General features: G+C 61.5%; 17 protein-coding genes. 10 read left to right on the forward strand and 7 right to left on the reverse strand.

Features of this window, described 5'->3' with window-relative positions:
* The coding region (metK, locus tag ACESNB_RS17095) for a methionine adenosyltransferase (protein ID WP_373009537.1) at positions 1 to 708 on the forward strand (708 nt) is incomplete at its 5' end.
* A gap of 31 nt (positions 709 to 739) precedes the next feature.
* Here metK and ACESNB_RS17100 read toward each other — a convergent pair.
* On the reverse strand, positions 740 to 1,129 hold the full coding sequence (locus tag ACESNB_RS17100; protein WP_373009539.1) for a hypothetical protein: 390 nt from the start codon (positions 1,127 to 1,129) through the stop codon (positions 740 to 742).
* Positions 1,123 to 3,588 carry a S8 family peptidase gene (locus ACESNB_RS17105; protein WP_373009541.1) on the reverse strand — a complete coding sequence of 822 codons (2,466 nt, stop codon included), beginning with the start codon at positions 3,586 to 3,588 and terminating at the stop codon, positions 1,123 to 1,125. The genes ACESNB_RS17100 and ACESNB_RS17105 overlap by 7 nt, the downstream gene beginning before the upstream one ends.
* 257 nt (positions 3,589 to 3,845) lie before the next feature.
* On the opposite strand from ACESNB_RS17105, the gene ACESNB_RS17110 reads away from it, so the two are divergent.
* Both ACESNB_RS17110 and ACESNB_RS17115 read left to right on the forward strand, forming a co-directional pair.
* A complete protein-coding gene (locus ACESNB_RS17110) occupies positions 3,846 to 4,916 on the forward strand; it encodes a mannose-1-phosphate guanylyltransferase (RefSeq protein WP_373009543.1) in 1,071 nt (356 codons plus the stop codon).
* 95 nt (positions 4,917 to 5,011) lie between these two features.
* The gene (locus ACESNB_RS17115; protein ID WP_373009545.1) at positions 5,012 to 6,034 is read left to right on the forward strand and encodes an NAD-dependent epimerase/dehydratase family protein; all 1,023 of its coding nucleotides are present in this window, start codon (positions 5,012 to 5,014) and stop codon (positions 6,032 to 6,034) included.
* A 7-nt stretch (positions 6,035 to 6,041) separates the two neighbouring features.
* Here ACESNB_RS17115 and ACESNB_RS17120 read toward each other — a convergent pair whose 3' ends face one another.
* From ACESNB_RS17120 to glmS, 3 genes are all read right to left on the reverse strand, one after another.
* Positions 6,042 to 6,968: a hypothetical protein gene (locus tag ACESNB_RS17120; RefSeq protein WP_373009547.1), complete on the reverse strand. Its 927-nt coding sequence runs from the start codon at positions 6,966 to 6,968 to the stop codon at positions 6,042 to 6,044.
* A gap of 86 nt (positions 6,969 to 7,054) precedes the next feature.
* Complete coding sequence (gene rfbD / locus ACESNB_RS17125; RefSeq protein WP_373009564.1) at positions 7,055 to 7,978, reverse strand: dTDP-4-dehydrorhamnose reductase; 924 nt, start codon at positions 7,976 to 7,978, stop codon at positions 7,055 to 7,057.
* 38 nt (positions 7,979 to 8,016) lie between these two features.
* A complete protein-coding gene (gene glmS / locus ACESNB_RS17130; RefSeq protein ID WP_373009549.1) occupies positions 8,017 to 9,843 on the reverse strand; it encodes a glutamine--fructose-6-phosphate transaminase (isomerizing) in 1,827 nt (608 codons plus the stop codon).
* A 259-nt stretch (positions 9,844 to 10,102) separates the two neighbouring features.
* Between glmS and cysD the strand changes: the two genes are divergently transcribed.
* From cysD to ACESNB_RS17165, 7 genes are all read left to right on the forward strand, one after another.
* Positions 10,103 to 10,996, forward strand: a complete 894-nt coding sequence (gene cysD / locus ACESNB_RS17135; RefSeq protein ID WP_373009565.1) for a sulfate adenylyltransferase subunit CysD — start codon at positions 10,103 to 10,105, stop codon at positions 10,994 to 10,996.
* On the forward strand, positions 10,997 to 12,904 hold the full coding sequence (cysN, locus tag ACESNB_RS17140) for a sulfate adenylyltransferase subunit CysN (RefSeq protein WP_373009551.1): 1,908 nt from the start codon (positions 10,997 to 10,999) through the stop codon (positions 12,902 to 12,904).
* 93 nt (positions 12,905 to 12,997) lie between these two features.
* On the forward strand, positions 12,998 to 14,647 hold the full coding sequence (locus ACESNB_RS17145) for a flavin-containing monooxygenase (RefSeq protein ID WP_373009553.1): 1,650 nt from the start codon (positions 12,998 to 13,000) through the stop codon (positions 14,645 to 14,647).
* Between the two features lie 87 nt (positions 14,648 to 14,734).
* The gene (locus ACESNB_RS17150; protein ID WP_373009555.1) at positions 14,735 to 16,249 is read left to right on the forward strand and encodes an acetyl-CoA acetyltransferase; all 1,515 of its coding nucleotides are present in this window, start codon (positions 14,735 to 14,737) and stop codon (positions 16,247 to 16,249) included.
* 135 nt (positions 16,250 to 16,384) lie between these two features.
* A complete protein-coding gene (locus ACESNB_RS17155) occupies positions 16,385 to 17,524 on the forward strand; it encodes an MFS transporter (protein WP_373009557.1) in 1,140 nt (379 codons plus the stop codon).
* A 54-nt stretch (positions 17,525 to 17,578) separates the two neighbouring features.
* Positions 17,579 to 18,589, forward strand: coding sequence for an NAD(P)H-dependent glycerol-3-phosphate dehydrogenase (locus tag ACESNB_RS17160; protein ID WP_373009566.1), 1,011 nt, complete (start codon positions 17,579 to 17,581; stop codon positions 18,587 to 18,589).
* A 73-nt stretch (positions 18,590 to 18,662) separates the two neighbouring features.
* A complete protein-coding gene (locus ACESNB_RS17165; RefSeq protein WP_373009559.1) occupies positions 18,663 to 19,508 on the forward strand; it encodes a crotonase/enoyl-CoA hydratase family protein in 846 nt (281 codons plus the stop codon).
* 2 nt (positions 19,509 to 19,510) lie between these two features.
* On the opposite strand, the gene ACESNB_RS17170 is transcribed toward ACESNB_RS17165, so the two are convergent.
* Both ACESNB_RS17170 and ACESNB_RS17175 read right to left on the reverse strand, forming a co-directional pair.
* On the reverse strand, positions 19,511 to 19,786 hold the full coding sequence (locus ACESNB_RS17170; RefSeq protein ID WP_373009561.1) for a hypothetical protein: 276 nt from the start codon (positions 19,784 to 19,786) through the stop codon (positions 19,511 to 19,513).
* Between the two features lie 160 nt (positions 19,787 to 19,946).
* A partial coding sequence (locus tag ACESNB_RS17175; protein WP_373009563.1) for a hypothetical protein occupies positions 19,947 to 20,352 on the reverse strand: 406 nt, incomplete at its 5' end.

The following is a 20,352-nucleotide window of genomic DNA, read 5'->3' on the forward strand; positions in this document are numbered from 1 at the left end:
CTGCGCCATTCGGGCGAACGCCCTGAATTCGAACCTGACGCCAAGAGCCAGGTGACCCTGCGCTATGTCGATGAAAAGCCTGTCGGCGTGAACGCCGTCGTCGTCTCGACCCAGCACAAGGAGAGCGCAACACTTGAGGAGCTGCGCGAACTCGTCCGCCCAATCGTGCAGGGTGTCCTGCCCGAGGGCTGGTTCCCGCCGGAAGACAAGTTCTACGTCAATCCGACCGGCAAGTTCGTGATCGGCGGACCCGACGGCGACGCAGGCCTGACGGGCCGCAAGATCATCGTCGATACCTATGGCGGCGCAGCCCCGCACGGCGGCGGTGCGTTCTCGGGCAAGGACCCTTCCAAAGTGGATCGTTCAGCTGCCTATGCGACGCGCTATCTCGCCAAGAACGTTGTTGCGTCCGGCCTTGCCAAGCGCTGTACGATCCAGGTCTCTTACGCCATCGGCGTGTCCCAGCCCCTGTCAGTCTATGTCGACACGCACGGCACGGGCCTGGCGGATGAAGCGCGCATCGCCAAGATGCTGCGCGAATTGTTCGACCTCTCGCCGAAGGGCATTCGCGCGCACCTGAAGCTGAACAACCCGATCTATGCGACGACGGCCGCTTATGGCCACTTCGGCCGCGAGCCGGGCCTAAATGGCACGTTCACTTGGGAGAAGACGGATCTCGTCGACGAACTGAAGCGCCTGATCAACTAGGCCAATACCCGGCGCTTCGGCGCCGGGGCCTTCACATGGCGATCGTGATCTTGTCGATGCGGGCGCGTTCCTCGCCGCCGCAGACGATGCTGACCATGTCGCGCTTGGCCTTGCTGACCGGCTCATGATAACTCGCATGTCCGGGCACGGCAGGACCGCCCAGCGACAATTCGAGCGTGAGCAAGCCAGGCACGTCAGATGGCACGGGCGTCAACAGCCACGGCCGGTCATCGTCCAGCGCCACGGCCACGATCATCTTGTGAGGCCCTGGTCCAATCTTCGGCATCTGGTCCACCCAGGCTGTGGCACGTGTAACCGTTGGACAGTCTGCAATGGGTTTGGGGCTCATCATATTGCTCCAGAGCGTGCAGGCGCCGAGCGGTGCCAGCAACAGTGACAGGATGACCGGGCGCCTCACCATTTCGTCCCCACGGCGAACCAGGCGACGCTTTCATCACCTGACCCGCTGATATGGTTCGGCGACGTCGAGAGCGCGGCCGAGGCTTCGCCCGTCCAGTCGCCAAACAGGGTGAACCGGTAGCGGGTCTCATAATCGATCTGGCGGCCGCTCGGCGTCAGGCCGGCTTCGACGTCCGACTGGAGGATTTCCCCCCTGTCATCAATGCCGGTGGGCGCAAGGAAACGGATCGTGCCGGCTTCGGCCCGGCGCGGCTGTGCAACGACAAAGCTGAGCGCGCCCGGTCCGGCAGGATGGGTGGCTCCCACTGACCAGCGGCTTGTCCAGATATCCTGCGTATCAACACCCGGCAGGTTGACGCTCGCTATTTCCATGCCCGAATTCAGGGTGAGGCGTCCGAACGGGTTCCACTCGCCTTCGAGGGAATAGGCGGTCATGGCCGCCTGATCAGTTTCGCCGAAACGGTTTTGCAGGCTGCCTCCGAGCGCTGTTTCCTCGTCGGAGGCCGACGAGATGCCGGCCCGGAAGGACCAGAACCGCGCGTCGCGTCCGACGCTGACGCCGGTCAGGGAGCGTGTTTCCTCGGTGGCAGTGAACAGATCCATTGTCAGGCCGAACTCAATCTCGTGACTGACGCGCGCCCAGCTTCCACTGGTCGAGAAGGCATTGCCGATCCCCGGCTCGTTGAACAGGGTGACCACCGGGGCAAGGCGCGAGATGCCGCCGCCGCGACCGAACTCGACCTCTCCGCCGCTGAAGCTATAGGCGGCCTGGAAATTCGTGACGGGCTCTGCCTGATAGGGGGCCAGTCGGTCTTCCTGCACGCGCGGGGTGAACCAGGCAAAGGACAGATCTCCGACGGCAATGGCGCGCGACTGGCTGGCAGCCCAGTCGGCGCGGGTGTTCATGTCGACGACCCGCGATCCAAGCAAGCCTTTCGGCAGGCTTTTCGCCGTTGCTTCGGCGTCCAGACGGAAACCGCGATCATACTTGTCCTGGAAGACGAGGCCATTGAACGCCCCCGAATTGGAGGCCCAGTCACCAAAAGCGCCGCCTGACGGCGCCAGCGCTTCACCCAGACTAACGCGGTCGATTGAAATGCTGAGGGTCTGCTGGCCCTGCGGGCGGAAGGCCTCGGCAAGGTTCATGATCCCGACACCCGAAACGGAGTCGGCACCTGCCCCTGCCACCTCACCCGTGATCAGGTCGGGGCTGGCGTCGACGTAATCGTCGGCCGTATCGAGCAGGATCTGCAAGGCCAGCTCCGGATTGTTTTTCAGGTTCGGAAACGCATCCAGCAGCAGCGCGAGCGCGCCGGCCACATAGGGCGCCGAGAAGGATGTGCCGGACACACGATAGTAGTCACCGTCGGAATCGAGGTCATTCGTCGGATCGCCAGGGTTTGTTATGTTGTCATCGAGACCTGTCGTGACGACGCCCTCACCGGGTGCCATCAGGTAATAGTTCATCGCCGCATTGCCTGCGCGGTTCGAGAAATCGGAAATCTTGCGGGACGTGTCTATCGAGCCTACGGCGACGACCCGGCCAAGAGAGGCCGCCTCACCCGCAATATAGGCCGGCTCGGATGGTGTCTGACCAACGGCGTCGACCGAATTGCCCATGTCGTCGGTTCCGGCCGGCTCGGCCTCATTGCCTGCGGAGATCACGACGAGAATTCCTGCCTGGGCCGCTCGTCTCACGGCGTTTTCGAGTGTCGGGTCGGAGTCGATCTCGCCGCCCAGGGACATGTTGATGATGGTTACGCCCTGCGCAATCGCATAATCGATTGCCCTGACAAGGTTGCTGTCGGCAAACGCGCAGCCTTCATCTTGTCCCGTCCGGGCACAGCTGCCCGGCGAATCGGCCCGGATAGCGAGGACTGACGCCTCATAGGCGATCCCCTGAATCCCATTTGCCACGGTATCGTCCACCGACGTGGTGAAATCGTCCTGACGCACGGCGGCGATGACACCTGTGACCAGCGTGCCGTGGCCGCCTGTGTCTATGTCGTCCGACTGACGGATCTGCGTGATCGAATCACCGGTGACATCATAGCCAGGGCAAGCCGTACTGGCGCAGACGTCGAATGTCGTGATTGAGGCACCGATGAAGTCGGGGTGATCGGTGATCGAGCCGGTATCAATGACCGCGACCCTGATCCCCTGCCCCGTCGCGCCGATCGCATAGGCGGATGAGGCACCGATCAGGGGCAATCCGACCGTCGCGTTATACTCGCGCGTCTCGAAGGCAGACGGTTGCGCAATGGTGGCGGGGAAAGGTGGAGGTGGAGGGGGCGGAGGTGGCGGCGGAGGAGGTGGAGGGGGCGAAAGGGGTGTCACGGCGCTGCCGCCGCCTCCGCCGCCGCCTGCGCACGCCCCCAGCATCAATCCGGTCGGCACCAGCAAGGCGGCCGTCAGAACAAGCCGAATCGACGTCATGCAGTTCTTTTCGTAGCCGGCCACACTGCGCTCCTGAGTCTGTTGATGCTTACCCGTCCGATGCTGGACCGGATGGTTGGTTTACCTCGTTAGGAAAGCGTTGCTTTGCAGCATCCGGGTGTCAAGGCAGCCAAAGCGGCAGACGCCGCCTGAGTACAGTCCGGCCGGGCCTAGCACCCATCCGAGGCTGGATATTTCGGGGCGTCTCTGAGATAATAACCGTGTGGTGTGAGTCTTGCTTACCAACGACAGAATCAGAATTGGCGGGAACGGCTACGTCCATGAAAATTTATCCTGTAATCATGTGTGGCGGCTCCGGAACGCGCCTGTGGCCCGTATCCACGTCACGCACGCCAAAGCAGTTCGTGAACCTTGTGTCGGACACATCGCTGTTTCGCCAGACGGTCGCGCGATTGGCCCCTGGCGAGGATGGACTCGATCTGGCGCCGCCTATTGTCATCAGCAATGCCCGCTATCTTGACCTGATCAATGCACAGCTTGAAGCGGACAGCATTTCGCCCCTCGCCATCCTGCTGGAACCTTGTGCGCGGAATACGGCAGCCGTGGCAGCCGTCGCAGCAGACTTTGTCGGCCGGATTGATCCAAAGGGCCTGGTCCTTCTGTTGCCATCCGACCATTTCATCGGCGATCCGGGCGCCTTCCGGAAGGCCATTATAGACGCCATCGCGGTTGCCGAGGCAGGCCGCATCGTTACCTTTGGCATATCTCCCGACCGGCCCGAAACCGGCTTTGGCTATATCAAGGCCGGCGAACCGATCGGGCCGTCGGCGCATGCCGTCTCATCCTTCCGCGAGAAACCGAACCATGTGACGGCCCTCTCCTATCTGGCCGATGGCAACTATTCCTGGAATGCGGGCATCTTCATGTTTCCCGCCAACCTGATGTGCGACGAACTTGAGACCCATGCCCCGGATGTGCTTGCCAGCGTGAAGTCCGCACTGGACAAGACAAAGCCCGACGGACTGGTCCACCAGATCGACGAAGCCGCGTTTTCCGAAGTGCGCTCCATTTCGATCGACTATGCCGTCATGGAGCACACAAAGAACGCGGCCGTGTTCGGACCGCTGTCGTGCGCATGGAGCGATGTTGGCACCTGGCCAGCGGTCGGCGACCTGCAGACATCCAGCGGCCCGGTTCAACCCGTACTGATCGATGCCGAAAATTGCACGATACACTCAGAGCAGGGCACGCTGATTGCGGCCCTCGGCGTCGAACACCTCGTCATTGCAGTCCATGATGGCGCCGTACTCGTAATGTCGAAATCTCGCGCCCAAGATGTCAGCCTCGTGATAGACGCCCTGAAAGCGCGCGGCTTGACCGACAAGTTTTAACGCCAAACAGAACCGGCATGGCCTAGCCGGGTGCAGAACAACGAGCGCGTTACTTCATCGACAAGATCATCGGATACGGCATAGGAACCCAAGAGATGAACACCACAAATTCTTCTCCAGACGTTTCGTCAAAGCCGGATACCGTATTGGTTACCGGCGCCGCCGGCTTCGTGGGCTATTATGTATCGCTTGCCCTGCTTGAGCGAGGAATCAAGGTCATTGGGGTGGACAATCTCAACAACTACTATCCAGTGGCACTGAAGCTCGCCCGGCTGGAACGCCTATCGCCGCATGCCGGGTTTTCCTTTCATTGCCATGACATCTCGGATCATACCGGTCTCCTGGCGTTGCCCAACGTCAGCGATGTGGATGTTGTCATCAATTTGGCAGCGCAGGCGGGTGTGCGCTACTCGCTCGAAAACCCCTTCACCTATGCTGCATCGAACCTTATTGGACATCTGTCTGTACTGGAATTCGTGCGCTACGCACCAAAGCGACCGCTGCTCGTCTACGCCTCATCCAGCTCCGTATATGGCGCCAACACCAAAGTTCCATTCAGCGAGTCGGATCCGGTAAACAGTCCGGTTTCGCTATATGCGGCTACCAAACGCGCCGACGAGTTGATGAGCGAGTCCTATGCCCGCCTCTATGGCATGCGCCAGGTTGGACTACGGTTTTTTACCGTATACGGTCCATGGGGCCGCCCCGACATGGCATATTGGTCATTCACAGAGAAAATTCTCGCCGGCGAACCGATCAAGGTTTTCAATCATGGCCAACTGGAGCGTGATTTTACCTATATCGACGATATCGTTGCTGGTGTCGTCGCGACCGCCCTGCAACCTATGAAGCCCGTCGACGATGTGCCTCATCGGATCTACAATATCGGAAACAACACCCCGGTTCAGCTTCTGCGATTCATTGAAATCCTCGAACAGGCGATCGGCAAGACGGCGCAAATGCAGTTCGAACCCATGCAACCCGGCGACGTCCATTCGACTTATGCCGACATTTCCGCGATTACAGCAGATTATGGGTTTTCGCCATCCACACCGCTCGAGATCGGTATTCCAATCTTTGTTGACTGGTTCCGCGCATACAAAGGCTCGCGACTTTAGGGCAATCTCAGGTGAACTCGACCCGTTCCTGGGAGAAGTAGAACAGCGAGCGGGTTTCCTCGTCGATCTCATCGCTCGACACCAATAGAAGCTTCTGCATCGCGTTCTTGCGGTCTTTGAGCGCGTGGTCGAAATCCTGTTCGATCAACCGGTCGACGCCGGTCGACACCATCGCATCGCGCACTTCCATGTAGAGGGTCAGGGATCCGCCGAGGAACATGGATTCATAGGCGATCTTGCTGGCGATCTTGTCGTGGATATCAGTGTAGTGAAACTGGCGTTCCATAGTCGACTTGCGCTTGGTGATGAAGTCTATCTCGTGCCGGTAGTCCGGGTGCTTCAGGTAGTAATTCTTCAGCACGATCATGTCCGTATCGATCTGTCTCCGCATGTCATCCGGCAGATCATCGCTCAGTATAATGACGATATCGATATCCGACCCCTTGACCATCTCACCGGACGCGGAATGCTCGCGCGGTTCGTTATGAGCGAGGAAATAGGCAAGGTCGCCCGCGATGAAGGCGCACATGGAGGAGCGCACCTCGCGCGGCAGTTTCAGGAACAGCGATTTCATCACCTGCTGGGCGAGTCCGATCTTTTCCCGGCTGATCTCGCGGTGCATATTCGACAATGTGCCCTGGCGTTCGATCATCTGATCGCGCTGACCCGGCAGTCCGAAGAGCGAAAAGGACAGGAAGTCGCGCAGAATCGATGGGCTGAGCCGCACCTGATCGTCACGGGTGATGTCGAAGCGCAGATAATAGCTGGCAAAGTGAGACACATGCAGCGCGCGGCTCTGGTAGCAGGCCTGCCACAAGGCGAGCATTGGAATGTCGGGCAACTTTTCCGCCAGCTGCTTACCGATCATGGGCCCGTGCTCTCTCAGGAGCGCGGTGATCTGGGCCTCGACTTCAGTGAGATCGGGAACGGGCATCCATCAGCTTTCGGAGAGGTTGGCAAAATGTGTCTGGGCGACTTCTCGCACCTGAACGCAAGGATTTCCAGTACGATGACCGGAATTCACCCGCCTTCAAGTTCCCGGACCAGTGTCGGAACGGCGTCGGCCATGCCTGCCTGCCACTCTGGCAGCGTGACGCCGAACATGTCGGTTGTGCGCGTCATATCCAGCCGCGCGTTCAGCGGGCGCGTTGCGGGAGTGGGAAAGTCGGCCGTCAGCGCGCCGGTGACAGAAGCGGCCGGGCCGCCATGCTTCCGGCTGACCTCGAATATATGCCGGGCGAAGCTTGCCCGGTCTGTCTCGCCGCTGCCTGCGAGATGATAGGTGCCCCAGCCGGAGAAGCCGATTGTACAGGCCGTATCCGCTATCGCCAGCAAGGCAGTGGCCAGCGCAGGCGCATAGGTCGGGCAGCCGGTCTGGTCGGAGACGACCGTCACCGTTTCCCGCGTCCGGGCGAGGGTCAGCATGGTGCGCACGAAATTCCCGGCAAGGTGCGAAAAGACCCACGAGACCCGGACAATGAGGTGCTGGGCCGTAGCGTCAGCGACGGCGCACTCTCCTGCCAGCTTGCTGCGGCCATAGGTGCTGAGCGGCGCTGGCGGATCGTCCGGACAGTAGGGGCGCGCCAGCGTCCCGTCGAAAACGCAATCTGTCGACAGGTGGACCAGCGGTATGCCTTTGCGCGCGCATGCCATCGCGAGCGCACGGGGACCGTCTACATTCAGGGCGAAGGCCGCACCCGGCTCTGCTTCGGCCTGGTCCACTTTTGTGAACCCGCCGGCATTGATCACGATATCCGGCGCGTAGCGCTCAATCGCGCGGGATAGCGAGACCGCATCGCGCAGGTCGAGGTCCGGTCGACCCACATTAACCACACGGCCTGCTCCGGCATGCGCGAGGGCCTGCGCAACCTGACCTGTGCGCCCGATCACCAGAACCTTACGAGAATGCGAGTTGCTCATGCGCCCGACTGTAGGGTAACCGATCCCGCCGTGGCGATCAGACCAGCGGCGCTTTCAGCGCCTCACTCCACCGTAACGGATTTTGCTAGGTTGCGGGGCTGGTCAACGTCCGTGCCCTTGGCCACAGCGACGTAATAGGCGAGCAGCTGCAACGGGATCGCGGCCAGGATCGGCATCGCTATCTCATCTGCATCCGGCAGGCGAATCACGTGGTCGGCCCGGTTGCCGGCCAGTTTGATACCCTTGTCGTCGGACACGAGAATGATCCGGCCGCCGCGCGCACGCACTTCTTCCACGTTCGACAGCGTCTTTTCGAACATGTCGTCATAAGGCGCCACCACGACAATCGGCAGGTCTTGCTCGATCAGGGCAATTGGCCCATGCTTCAACTCGCCGGCCGCATAGCCTTCGGCGTGAATATACGAGACTTCCTTCAGCTTCAGCGCGCCTTCGAGTGCCAATGGGAAATAGCGCCCCCGGCCTAGGAACAGCACGTCCTTTGCCTTGGTCAGTGTCTGGGCGACGGCCTTGATCTCGGCCTCGGCTTCCAGCGCCTCGGTGACCTTGCGTGGCAACGATAGCAGGCTTTTGACATAGCGGGCCTCATCGCCCGGCTTGAGATGACCGCGCGCCTTGGCCGCCGAGAGAGCGAGCACGGCCAGAACCGAGAGCTGGGCCGTGAAGGCCTTGGTCGAGGCGACACCGATCTCGGGACCGGCATGGGTCGGCACGATCACCTTGGCTTCGCGGGCAATCGAACTTTCCGGCACGTTGACTACGGCAATCGCAGGCGACTTATTGTCCCGGCAATAGCGCAGCGCGGCCAGTGTGTCAGCGGTCTCGCCCGACTGGCTGACGAAAAGTGCTGGCCCGGTCACCGGCAGGACGGGCTTGCGATAGCGGAACTCCGACGCGATGTCGGTTTCCACGGCCAGGTGGGCAATCTGTTCGAACCAGTATTTCGCCGTCATGGCCGCGTAATAGGCCGTGCCGCAGGCGATGGCGACGGCCCGGTCTGCATCCGCAAAAATCTGGTCGGCGGCTTCACCCGCCTGGATCGTCTGCGTCGCCTGGTCGATATAGGGCAGGATCGAGCGGGCCAGCGATTCCGGCTGCTCGTGAATCTCTTTCAACATGAAATGATCATACTCGCCGCGCTCGATCAGGGCGTCGTTCACGGCAGACTTCACGCGCGGCCGGTTCACCCGGTCGCCGCGTGCATTGCGGATATCGAAACTGTCTGGACGCAAAACGGCCCAGTCGCCTTCTTCCAGATAGGTCACGTCCCGCGTCAGCGGCGCGAGCGCGATGGCGTCCGATCCGAGATACATTTCGCCTTCGCCATAGCCGAGCACGAGCGGGCTGCCCTTGCGCGCGCCCATCAGCACGCTTTCCTCACCCGAAAAGATGACGGCGAGCGCGAAGGCGCCATGCAGCTGGCCCAGAGTCGCCTCGAACGCATCTACCGCAGTGAGGCCTTCGTCCATCTTCTGGGCAATCAGCTGCGCGATGACTTCACTGTCGGTTTCGGATTCGAATACCCGGCCAGCGGCTTCAAGATCAGCCCGCAGGTCGCGGAAATTTTCGATAATCCCGTTATGGACGATGGCGACATCGCCGGACATGTGCGGATGGGCGTTCGCCTCGTTCGGCTTGCCATGCGTGGCCCAGCGCGTGTGGGCGATGCCAGTCAGGCCATCCATCGGCAAGTCTTCCAGCCGGGCCTGCAGGTTGACGATCTTGCCTTTGGCGCGGCGGCGCTCGATCTTGCCGCGGCTCGAAATGGCAATGCCCGCGCTGTCATAGCCGCGATATTCAAGCCGCTTCAGGCCGTCGATCAGCCGGTTGGCAACAGGTTCGGATCCCGCAATCGCAACAATTCCACACATAATCTACCTCCACGAATCTGATCGTCTAGATAGACCTGCTTATTCGGTCTGAATAATGACAGTTTGTTGGGAAATGCGACAATCTCGGGGTGGTTTGGGAAAACGGGTCTAAGTTCAACAGTCTGAGCTGCCAGTCCTTTTTCACAACCGTATAGTATCGCTTACAAGTGCGTTTGCTACTCATTGCCCCCTTCCATCCCCATTCTTTGGGCTCTAGGACGACGCAACGCGAAAGAGGACATCTCGACCCTTGGCCAAAATGACCCATCTCGACCGGCTTGAAGCCGAAAGCCTGCACATCCTGCGTGAAGTCGCTTCGGAATGCGAAAATCCCGTCATGCTCTATTCAGTGGGCAAGGATTCGGCCGTCATGCTGCATCTCGCGATGAAGGCTTTCTATCCCTCGCGTCCGCCTTTCCCGCTGATGCATGTCGATACGACCTGGAAATTCCGCGAGATGATCGAATTCCGTGACCGCAAGGCCGCCGAGCTCGGCTTTGACCTGCTGGTCCACATCAACGAAGACGGTGTCCGCGATGGCGTCGGCCCGTTCACCCATGGCTCGGCCCTGCACACAGACGTCATGAAGACTGCGAGCCTGAAACAGGCTCTTGAAAAGTACAAGTTCGACGCGGCCTTCGGCGGCGCCCGACGCGACGAGGAAAAGTCCCGCGCCAAGGAGCGCGTCTTCTCGTTCCGCTCGGCCGAGCACCGCTGGGACCCCAAGAAACAGCGCCCCGAACCATGGAACCTCTACAATACGCGCATACATCCTGGCGAAAGCATCCGCGTCTTCCCGCTGTCCAACTGGACCGAACTCGACATCTGGCAATATATCCGCCGCGAGCAGATCGAGATCGTGCCGCTCTATTTCGCCGCTCCGCGCCCTGTCGTAAACTGGAACGGTGTGGATATCCTGGTCGACGATGACCGCGTCCCCGAGGAAATTGCAAAGACGGCCGTCATCAAGTCGGTGCGCTTCCGCACGCTCGGCTGCTATCCGCTGACCGGCGCGGTGGAAAGCACGGCCGCCACGCTTGAAGACATCATCCAGGAAATGCTGCTGACCCGGACGTCAGAGCGTCAGGGACGCGTCATCGACGCCGACCAGTCGGCTTCCATGGAGAAAAAGAAACAGGAAGGCTATTTCTAGATGCGCCTCACCGACGACCTCATCGAGACAGATATCAGCGCCTACCTGCAAAAGCACGAGGACAAGTCGCTCCTGCGCTTCATCACCTGCGGCAGCGTGGATGACGGCAAGTCGACCCTGATCGGTCGCCTCCTCTACGATTCCAAGATGATCTTCGAGGACCAGTTGGCCTCGCTGGAAGCCGATTCCAAGCGCGTCGGCACGCAAGGCGAGAATATCGACTTCGCCCTGCTCGTGGATGGCCTCGCCGCCGAACGCGAACAGGGCATCACCATTGATGTCGCTTATCGCTTCTTCGCGACAGACAAGCGCAAGTTCATCGTCGCCGACACGCCCGGCCATGAACAATACACACGCAATATGGCGACCGGAGCCTCCACGGCCGACGTCGCCATCCTGATGATAGACGCGCGTAAGGGCATCCTGACCCAGACGCGCCGCCACAGCTTCATCACCACGCTGCTCGGCATCCGCCGGCTAGTGCTGGCCGTGAACAAGATGGACCTGGTCGACTACAGCCAGCAGGTCTTCGATGACATTGTCGACGACTTCTATGATTTCGCCGACGAGCTTGCGACCGATCTCGAAATCCAGGCGATCCCGATGTCGGCACTTGCCGGGATCAACATCACCGAACGCTCGCGCGAGACCGAATGGTATGACGGTCCGAACCTGATGGAATATCTCGAGACAGTGCCGATTGGCGACAAGCGTCTCGACGCGCCCTTCCGGATGCCCGTCCAATGGGTCAACCGCCCGAACCTCGACTTCCGCGGTTTCTCCGGCCAGATCGCCGCCGGCACCATCAAGACGGGTGACCGGATCAAGACACTTCCGTCCGGGCGCCAGTCCACGATCGAGCGGATCGTGACGGCGGATGGCGATCTCGACGAGGCCTTCGCCGGTCAGTCCGTCACCCTGACCCTGAGCGATGAAGTCGACAGTTCGCGCGGCGACGTGATCGTCTCGGCTGACGATCCAGCCGAAGTCTCCGACCAGTTCCAGGTTCGCGTCCTCTGGATGAGCGACACGCCTCTCCTGCCCGGCCGCCGCTACCTGCTCAAGATCGGTGCCAAGACGGTGACCGCCACAATCAACGCGCCAAAATACGGCATCGACATCAACACGTTGAATGATGTTCCCGCCAAGACGCTCGAGCTCAACCAGATTGGCGTCACTACGCTCTCGCTCGACCAGGCCATCGCGTTTGATCCGTATGATGATAACCGCGAAATGGGCGGATTCATCCTCATCGACCGGCAGACCAATGACACGGTCGGATTGGGCCTGATCGACTTTGCCCTGCGCCGCGCCTCGAACATTCACTGGCAGGCCATCGATATCGATCGCGCCACGCTCGCCGAGCAGAAGGGCCAGAAGCCTGCCGTGCTCTGGTTCACGGGCCTGTCGGGCTCAGGCAAGTCGACCATCGCGAACGCTCTGCAAAAGCGCTTGTTCGCCCTCGGCAAGCACACGTTCATCCTCGACGGCGACAATGTCCGCCACGGCCTCAACCGCGATCTCGGCTTCACCGATGTCGACCGGGTCGAGAACATTCGCCGGGTGTCGAACGTCGCCCGCCTGATGACCGACGCAGGCCTCATCACGCTCGTCTCATTCATCTCCCCCTTCCGGGATGAACGGCAGATGGCGCGCAATCTCATGGCCGACGGCGAGTTCATCGAGATCCATGTTGACACGCCGCTCAACGTCGCCGAACAGCGCGACGTGAAAGGCCTCTACAAGAAGGCCCGCGCCGGCGAGATCAAGAACTTCACGGGCATCGACAGCCCGTACGAGCCGCCGCTCAATCCCGAGCTTCGGATCAATACGGTTGGCCAGTCCCCGGAAGACGCGGCCGAGGAGATCCTAGGCTACCTCAAGGAAAAGGGCTTCCTCGCTGACTAGGCGACCCATGCAGGCCTGCCCTTGAGGAACCCCGTTCCATTTCCCGAACCTGTGCTAGTTTGAAGCGGCACGGTTGATTTGGGAGGATTGGTCATGCCGGAAAACAGGCCCGCCGCGGCGGCCGGACAGGCCTCTGGCGAATTGGATGTGGTTATCGTGGGCGCCGGCCTTGCCGGGCTCTACATGCTGCATAAATTACGAGAAATCGGCATCTCGGCACGGATCTACGAGGCGGGCAGCGATGTGGGCGGGACATGGTTCTGGAACCGCTATCCCGGTGCCCGGGTCGATGTCGAAAGCCAGGAATATTCCTATTCCTTTTCGCCTGAACTCGAAGTCGAATGGGCGTGGACCGAGCGCTACGCCGCTCAGCCGGAACTCCTGAAATACGTCAACCATGTCGCCGATCGCTTTCACCTGCGCCCCGACATCCGGTTCAGCACGCGCATTGCCAGCGCGATCTTTGACGAGACGCGCGACCGCTGGACCGTGACCACGGATGCGGGCGACACCGTCTCCGCGCGTTTTTGCATCATGGCCACGGGCTGTCTTTCATCGGCCAAGCAACCCGACATTCCCGGCGCCGACAGTTTCTCCGGCGACACCTACAGCACGGCAAACTGGCCGGAGGTCGGCGTCGACTTTACCGGCAAGCGGGTCGGCGTCATCGGGACCGGCTCCTCGGGCATTCAGACGATCACCACGATTGTCCCGCAGGTGCGCGAACTTACCGTCTTCCAGCGGACGCCAAGTTTCAGTGTCCCGGCGAAGAACGGCCCGATCGATCCGAAGGTCGCGGCCGACTGGAAAGCCAATCGCGAACACTATCGCGCCATGCAGAGAAAATCAGGCGCCGGTATCCTGCAGGTCAGTCCAAACGAAACACTCACATTCGACGCATCGCCTGACGAACGCCGGCGCGCATTCGAGGATCGCTGGGCCCGCGGCGGCTTCTCCCTTCTCGGCGCATTTGCCGACGTCAATGTCGACAAACAGGCCAATGACGAAGCAGCGGCGTTCGTCGCAGACAAGATCCGCAGCATTGTCGACGATCCGGACGTGGCCGAACAGCTCATTCCGACGACCTACCCGGTCGGCGCGAAACGCATGTGCGTCGACACCGGCTACTACCAGGTCTTCAATCAGGACAATGTCTCGCTTGTCGACCTGGCGACCACGCCCATCCAGGCGATCACGCCGACCGGCATCCGCACGAGCGCTCACGAGTACGAGCTCGACGCGATCATCTATGCCATCGGCTTCGATGCCATGACCGGCGCACTTGACCGGATCAATATACGCGGGCGAGACGGCTTGCGCCTCAAGGACAAATGGGCCGCCGGGCCGCTGACCTATCTCGGCCTGATGACGTCAGGTTTTCCCAACCTGTTCATGATCACGGGGCCCGGCTCGCCGTCGGTCTTGGCCAACATGATTTTGGCCATCGAACAACATGTCGACTGGATCACCGACTGTATCGACCATCTCGGCAACCGCCAGCTCAGCGTCATCGAGGCAACGCCCACCGCCGAGCAGGATTGGGTCGCACATGTCAACGAACTCGCGGAGCAAACGCTCTATTTGCAGGCCAATTCCTGGTACCTCGGTGCCAACATTCCGGGAAAGCCGCGCGTCTTCATGCCCTATCCGGGCGGGCTCGGACTGTACCGCGAGACATGTGATGAAGTCGTGGCAAATCGTTACAAGGGATTTGCGCTGACCGGCCCGGATCAGACCGTCTAGCCCTTTCCCCAACGTACCGTCTCGAATTACGGTGCAGAGCACGCTAAGCCCAATGCACACAACAGATTGCATCAGGGAGCATTGATCATGGCCAAGGGAGATATGCCGGTACTTGTCGGCGTCGGACAGAGCCTCAGCCAGTGGGACGGCACAGCCGGTCCCGACGGTGCACCGTCGCCCTTGTCGCTGATGCGCGACGCGTCAAAGGCCGCTCTGGCCAATTGCGGCGCAGGCGACATTGCCGCCGCCATCGACACGATTGCCGTCGTGCGAATCTTCGAGGATTCCATCGGCCGTGCCGCGCACCCCCATGGCCACAATGCCAACCTGCCGGGCACCCTCGCGCGCGACCTTGGTGCCCGTCCCGCTCGCCTCATCTATGAAAGTGTCGGTGGCCAAAGCCCGCAGGCCCTCGTCAACGAGATGGCTGCCCGCATCCATGCCGGCGAAGTCGAAATTGCCCTGATCTCCGGCTCGGAGGCCAATCGCGCGTCCAAGGGCGCGCGGCGCAACGACGTCGAGATCAATTGGGCGGATGACGATGCGGCGCCCTTCGAGGACCGGGGCATGGGGGCGATGCTGCTCAGCCGCGGCGAGATCAAGCACGGCCTGATCGCGGCAGCCTATTTCTACGGCCTGTTCGAGAACGCCATTGCCGCCCGCGAAGGCCGCACCCGCAGCCAGCACCGGCGCGCCATGGCAGAACTGTTCCAGCCCTTTTCTGCCGTCGCTGCGAAAAACCCGTTCTCCCAGTTCCCGGTCGAACACAGCATCGACTTCCTCGCCACGCCCTCGCGCGAGAACTATGAATATGCCGACCCCTTCCTGAAATGGTTCATCGCGCAGGACGCCGTGAACCAAGGCGCCGCTGCCATCATCATGAGCGAATCAAAGGCTGATGAACTCGGCATCCGCCAAGACAATCGGGTCTACCTCCATGGCGGCGGAGAAGCGGGCGACGATCACATTTCCGAACGCCCGTGCCTCGACGGGTCCTGGGCGATGGAGCAGGCAACCTATCGCGCGCTGTCGCAGGCTGGCGTCACGAGCAGCTACATCCTGCATTTCGACCTCTACTCCTGCTTCCCCTGCGCCGTCTTCTCGTCGACCGCCGCCATGGGTATCGACTGGAAAAAGGATACGCGTCCTTTCACCCTGACGGGTGGGCTGCCATTCTTCGGAGGCCCCGGAAACAATTACTCACTGCACGGGATCGCAGAGATGGTTCGCACGCTGCGTGCCGCGCCCGGCGCGCTTGGCCTTGTCCTCGCCAATGGCGGCTGGATGACGAAAGAGGCTGTCGGAGTCTATTGCACCACCAGGCCAGACGCCTTCACGCCGGTGGCGCCCGCAGCCAAGCCGAAGCAACAGGTGACGCTCTGCGACACCGATTGCGAAGGCACGCTGGAAACCTTCACCGTCACCCATGGCAAGGCGGGTCCGGAAAAAGGCATCATCTTTGCCCGCCTCGCTGATGGCCGCCGCGCGCTCGCCAATGCGACGCCTGCGGCCCTCGCCGTGCTGCGTGAGGAGGTGAGCCCCGTCGGACGCAAAGTGAAGATCACTGTCGCAGACGAGGTCGGGACCTTCGATTTCGTCTAGAGGCGCTCATTTGCGCTTTGGATCGCCCGGTGGACCCGCTAGCGTCCTGCAATGAAATTGCCCTTCGCCTCTTCCGGGTCTCCGAGGTCGAGTATTCCGCCGACGGTGTGGGCGCTCGGCTTGGTCAGCTTGTTCATGGACATCTCATCGGAGATGATCCACTCGCTGCTGCCCCTGTTCCTGACAGGAACCCTGGGCGTCAGCGTCGCCTTTGTCGGGCTGATCGACGGCATCGCGGAGTCGACGGCGGCCATCTCCAAGGTCTTTTCCGGATATATCTCCGACAAGATCGGAAGCCGAAAACCGCTGATTCTGCTCGGTTACAGCCTTGGCGCCTTCACCAAACCCTTCTTCGCCATGGCGGGCGGGCCCTTCATCGTCCTCGGTGCCCGGTTCGCTGACCGGATCGGCAAAGGCATTCGCGGCGCGCCGCGTGACGCGCTGATTGCCGATGTCACGCCGACCGACATCCGTGGGCGCGCCTTCGGCCTGCGCCAGGCAATGGATACCGCCGGTGCTTTCGCAGGTCCCCTACTCGCTATCGCGCTCATGGCACTTTTTGCCTCCAACATCCGCGCCGTATTCTGGGTTGCCGTCATTCCCGGCATGCTGGCTGTCCTCTGTGTCCTTCTCGGAGTCCGCGAGCCTGATGAGGGTGCCGGCTCCAGCCAGGCGAAGCCGCCGATCGACCTCAAGGCGCTGCGCCGGCTCTCGCCAGCATTCTGGACGGTGGTCGCAATCGGGGTCGCCTTCACGCTCGCACGGTTCAGCGAAGCCTTCCTGATCCTCAAGGCACATGCAGAGGGACTGCCGCTTCTCCTCGCACCACTGGTCCTCGTGGTCATGAATGTCGTCTACTCGCTCGGTGCGTATCCGGCCGGTATCCTGTCAGACCGCGTACCCGCCACCAGGCTATTGCTCCTGGGGCTGCTTGCGCTGATCGTTGCCGACATCAGCCTCGTCTATGTTCCGGGCCTGGTCGGGGCCTTCCTCGGCACCGCGCTATGGGGATTACACATGGCGATGACCCAGGGCCTGCTCGCAAAACTCGTTGCTGACCATGCCCCCGCGCACCTGCGCGGCTCCGCCTTCGGCCTGTTCAATCTAACGACCGGTATCGCGATGCTCTTTGCCAGCGTCATCGCTGGCCTGCTCTGGGACCAGGTGGGATCAGGTGCAACCTTCCTGGCAGGTGCCGGATTTGCGGCCTTCGCGGCGCTGATGGTTGTCGGCGGCCGGATTCGCCTGAATTCTGTTGCACCGCCCCCAGCCTGAGGTCACCGCCACCGGACTCTTGCCCGGAATCGCAACATGTCCCAATGTCGGCACATGACGACACACTTCCACAGGATAGGCGTAATCGGCGGCGGCGCCTGGGGCACCGCCATCGCCCAGATGCTCTGCCGCGACGGGCAGGACGTGATCCTGTGGTGCCTAGAGGCCGAGGTCGCCGAGGCGATCAATAACATCCACGAAAACACGGTGTTCCTGCCCGGGGTGCCATTGAAGCCCGCCTTGCGGGCCACGACCAGCCTCTGCGATCTCTACGATCAGGACGCCCTGTTCGCGGTCGCTCCGGCACAGCATACACGCGCCACGCTGGCCGCGCTGAAGGGCCATATCAAGCCCGGCACGCCTGTGGTCCTCTGTTCGAAGGGGATCGAACTCGCTACCGGCGACTTCATGACAGATGTCCTGTCCGAAGAACTGCCCGAGGCCAGCCCCGCCGTCATGTCCGGTCCCAGTTTCGCGATCGATGTCGCCAAGGGACTTCCAACGGCGGTGACACTCGCCGTCGAGGACGAAGCCATCGGCACCGAACTCATCCAGGCCATTTCCACGCCCACTTTCCGGCCCTATCTCGCCAGCGACCTGCTTGGCGCCGAGATTGGCGGCGCGGTGAAGAACGTGCTCGCCATCGCGTGTGGCATCGCGCTTGGCAAGGGGCTCGGCCGCTCCGCCCATGCTGCCCTGATCGCTCGCGGCAGCGCGGAAATGACCCGGCTCGCCCTCGCCCTCGGCGCAGAGCGCGAAACCATGGCTGGCCTGTCCGGCCTCGGCGATCTCGTGCTCACCTGTTCGTCGGAAACCTCTCGCAACATGAGCTGCGGCCTTGCCCTCGGGCGCGGCGAAAGCCTCGACAGCATCATGGCCGGCCGCAACAGCGTCACCGAGGGCGTCGCCACTGCCCCGGTCCTGCGCAAGCTCGCCGCCAAGCACGGCGTCGACATGCCGATCTGCGCCGCTGTGGCCGCCGTCATCGAAGGCGACATCAGTGTCGACGAGGCGATCACGACCCTGTTGATGCGGCCCAACAAGGCCGAATCCGTCCTCGCCTGAGGCTTCCCCCAGCGTCACATCTGGCCTGTACGTTGGCCCGTGCTAGACTTCGGCCAAACCGAGGAGACGCTCCATGCTGCAGAAAACCTACGAAGCCTTCGCCGTCACGATCGAAGACAAGGTCGCCCACATCAAGATGAATCGCCCCGAAGCGATGAATACGATGAACAAGGCATTCTGGAACGAATTGCCTGCCATCGTCCGCGATATCGACATGAATGCGCGCGCCCGCTGCATCGTCATCTCCTCGACCGGCAAGCACTTCTCGGCCGGCATGGACCTCGCTGTCTTCGGCTCGGGCGAGGGCGGCGGCAAGGTCGACCGCTATGTCGCCGCCGAAGCCTTCCGCTCCAACATCCGCCAGATTCAGTCCAGCTTCAACGCACTGGAAGAGGCCCGCGTACCGGTGCTCTTTGCGCTCCAGGGCGGCGTCATCGGTGGCGCCATCGACATGATCTCCGCCGGCGACATTCGCTGGTGCACGAAGGACGCCTTCTTCACAATCATGGAAACGAACATCGCGATGACCGCCGATGTCGGCACCTTCCCGCGTCTCCAGCGCTACATCCCCGAGGGCTGGGTCAAGGAAATGGCCTATACGGGCCGGCGCATCGATTCCGCCAAAGCCAAGGAAATCGGACTCGTCAACGACGTCTTCGAAACGCACGAGGACGTGCTGGCTCACGTTCTCGCAACAGCAAAAGAGATCGCGTCGAAGGACCCGCTGACGGTGACCGGCTGCAAGACGATGATCAATTACGCTCGCGATCACAACACCGCTGACACGCTGGATTATATCGGTGTCTGGAACGCCGGCATGATACCGCCGCCGCACATGCAGGAAGCCTTCGCAGCACGGGCCGAGAAACGTGATCCTGACTTCCCTGACCTGTTGAAACTGCGCGATACGCCGATGTAGGCTTAGGCCGACGCGATCCGGTAAACGGCTGTCGCAGTCATCACGATCTGGTCGCCGCACGTGGCGGAGCCGCCGGTGAACAGCACCGTGCGTGTCTTGCGGTCTACTCGCGCAGTGAATGTTGGCGTTCCGGTCACATCCGCACCAGTGACGTCAATCGTCACGGAGACCAGTTCCACCTTGTCCGGGGCGCAACGCGTTTCGGCGTCAGCGCGGATCGCGGCCATCAGGTCCAGTGCCAATGCTTCGTCGGCGCGCAGTCCGGTGTCGGTTCGCATCTCGTCTCCTCGTTCAATTCAGCTGGCACCGCTGTAACCACACGCGCGGACAAAGAAAAGAGCCCCGGCCCGGCAAGCGGGTTGGGCCCTCAGCAGCACGAATCAAAAAGGCCGCCCGGTCAGGCGGCTTTATTTGGTGGGTGCGAAACTGATTGGCAGGTCAGGCCGCTTTGGCCGCGCTGATTTCCGCGTCCAGATCATGGCCGATCAGGTCGCCGAGATGCCCGAAGCCGACCATGTCGTATTTCTCTTCCATGAAGGTTGAGATCGATGGCAGCAGGTGGCCAATCGCCTTGTGGTCCAGGCCGATCGTGTGGAGCGAGCCGATCATCGTCTGTGCGACGACGCGTTTGCCGCCGGGGGTCTGTTCGATCAGGCGGGCAATGATTCCGGTGGCGGCGCCGAACTCTGAGCCCGTGCGGGCAGCGAGTGCCCGAGCGCCGGGAATGGCCTTGAACATTGCCGGTGCGAAGGATGAAGCCTGTCGCTCAGCTGAATTCAACACAATCCCCAGCGCCGTCTTGGCAGTAGGTTCCGAGAGTCCATTGATTTTAGCGATGTGCGCA

This window comes from Hyphomonas sp., assembly GCF_041689225.1.
Classification (GTDB): domain Bacteria; phylum Pseudomonadota; class Alphaproteobacteria; order Caulobacterales; family Hyphomonadaceae; genus Hyphomonas.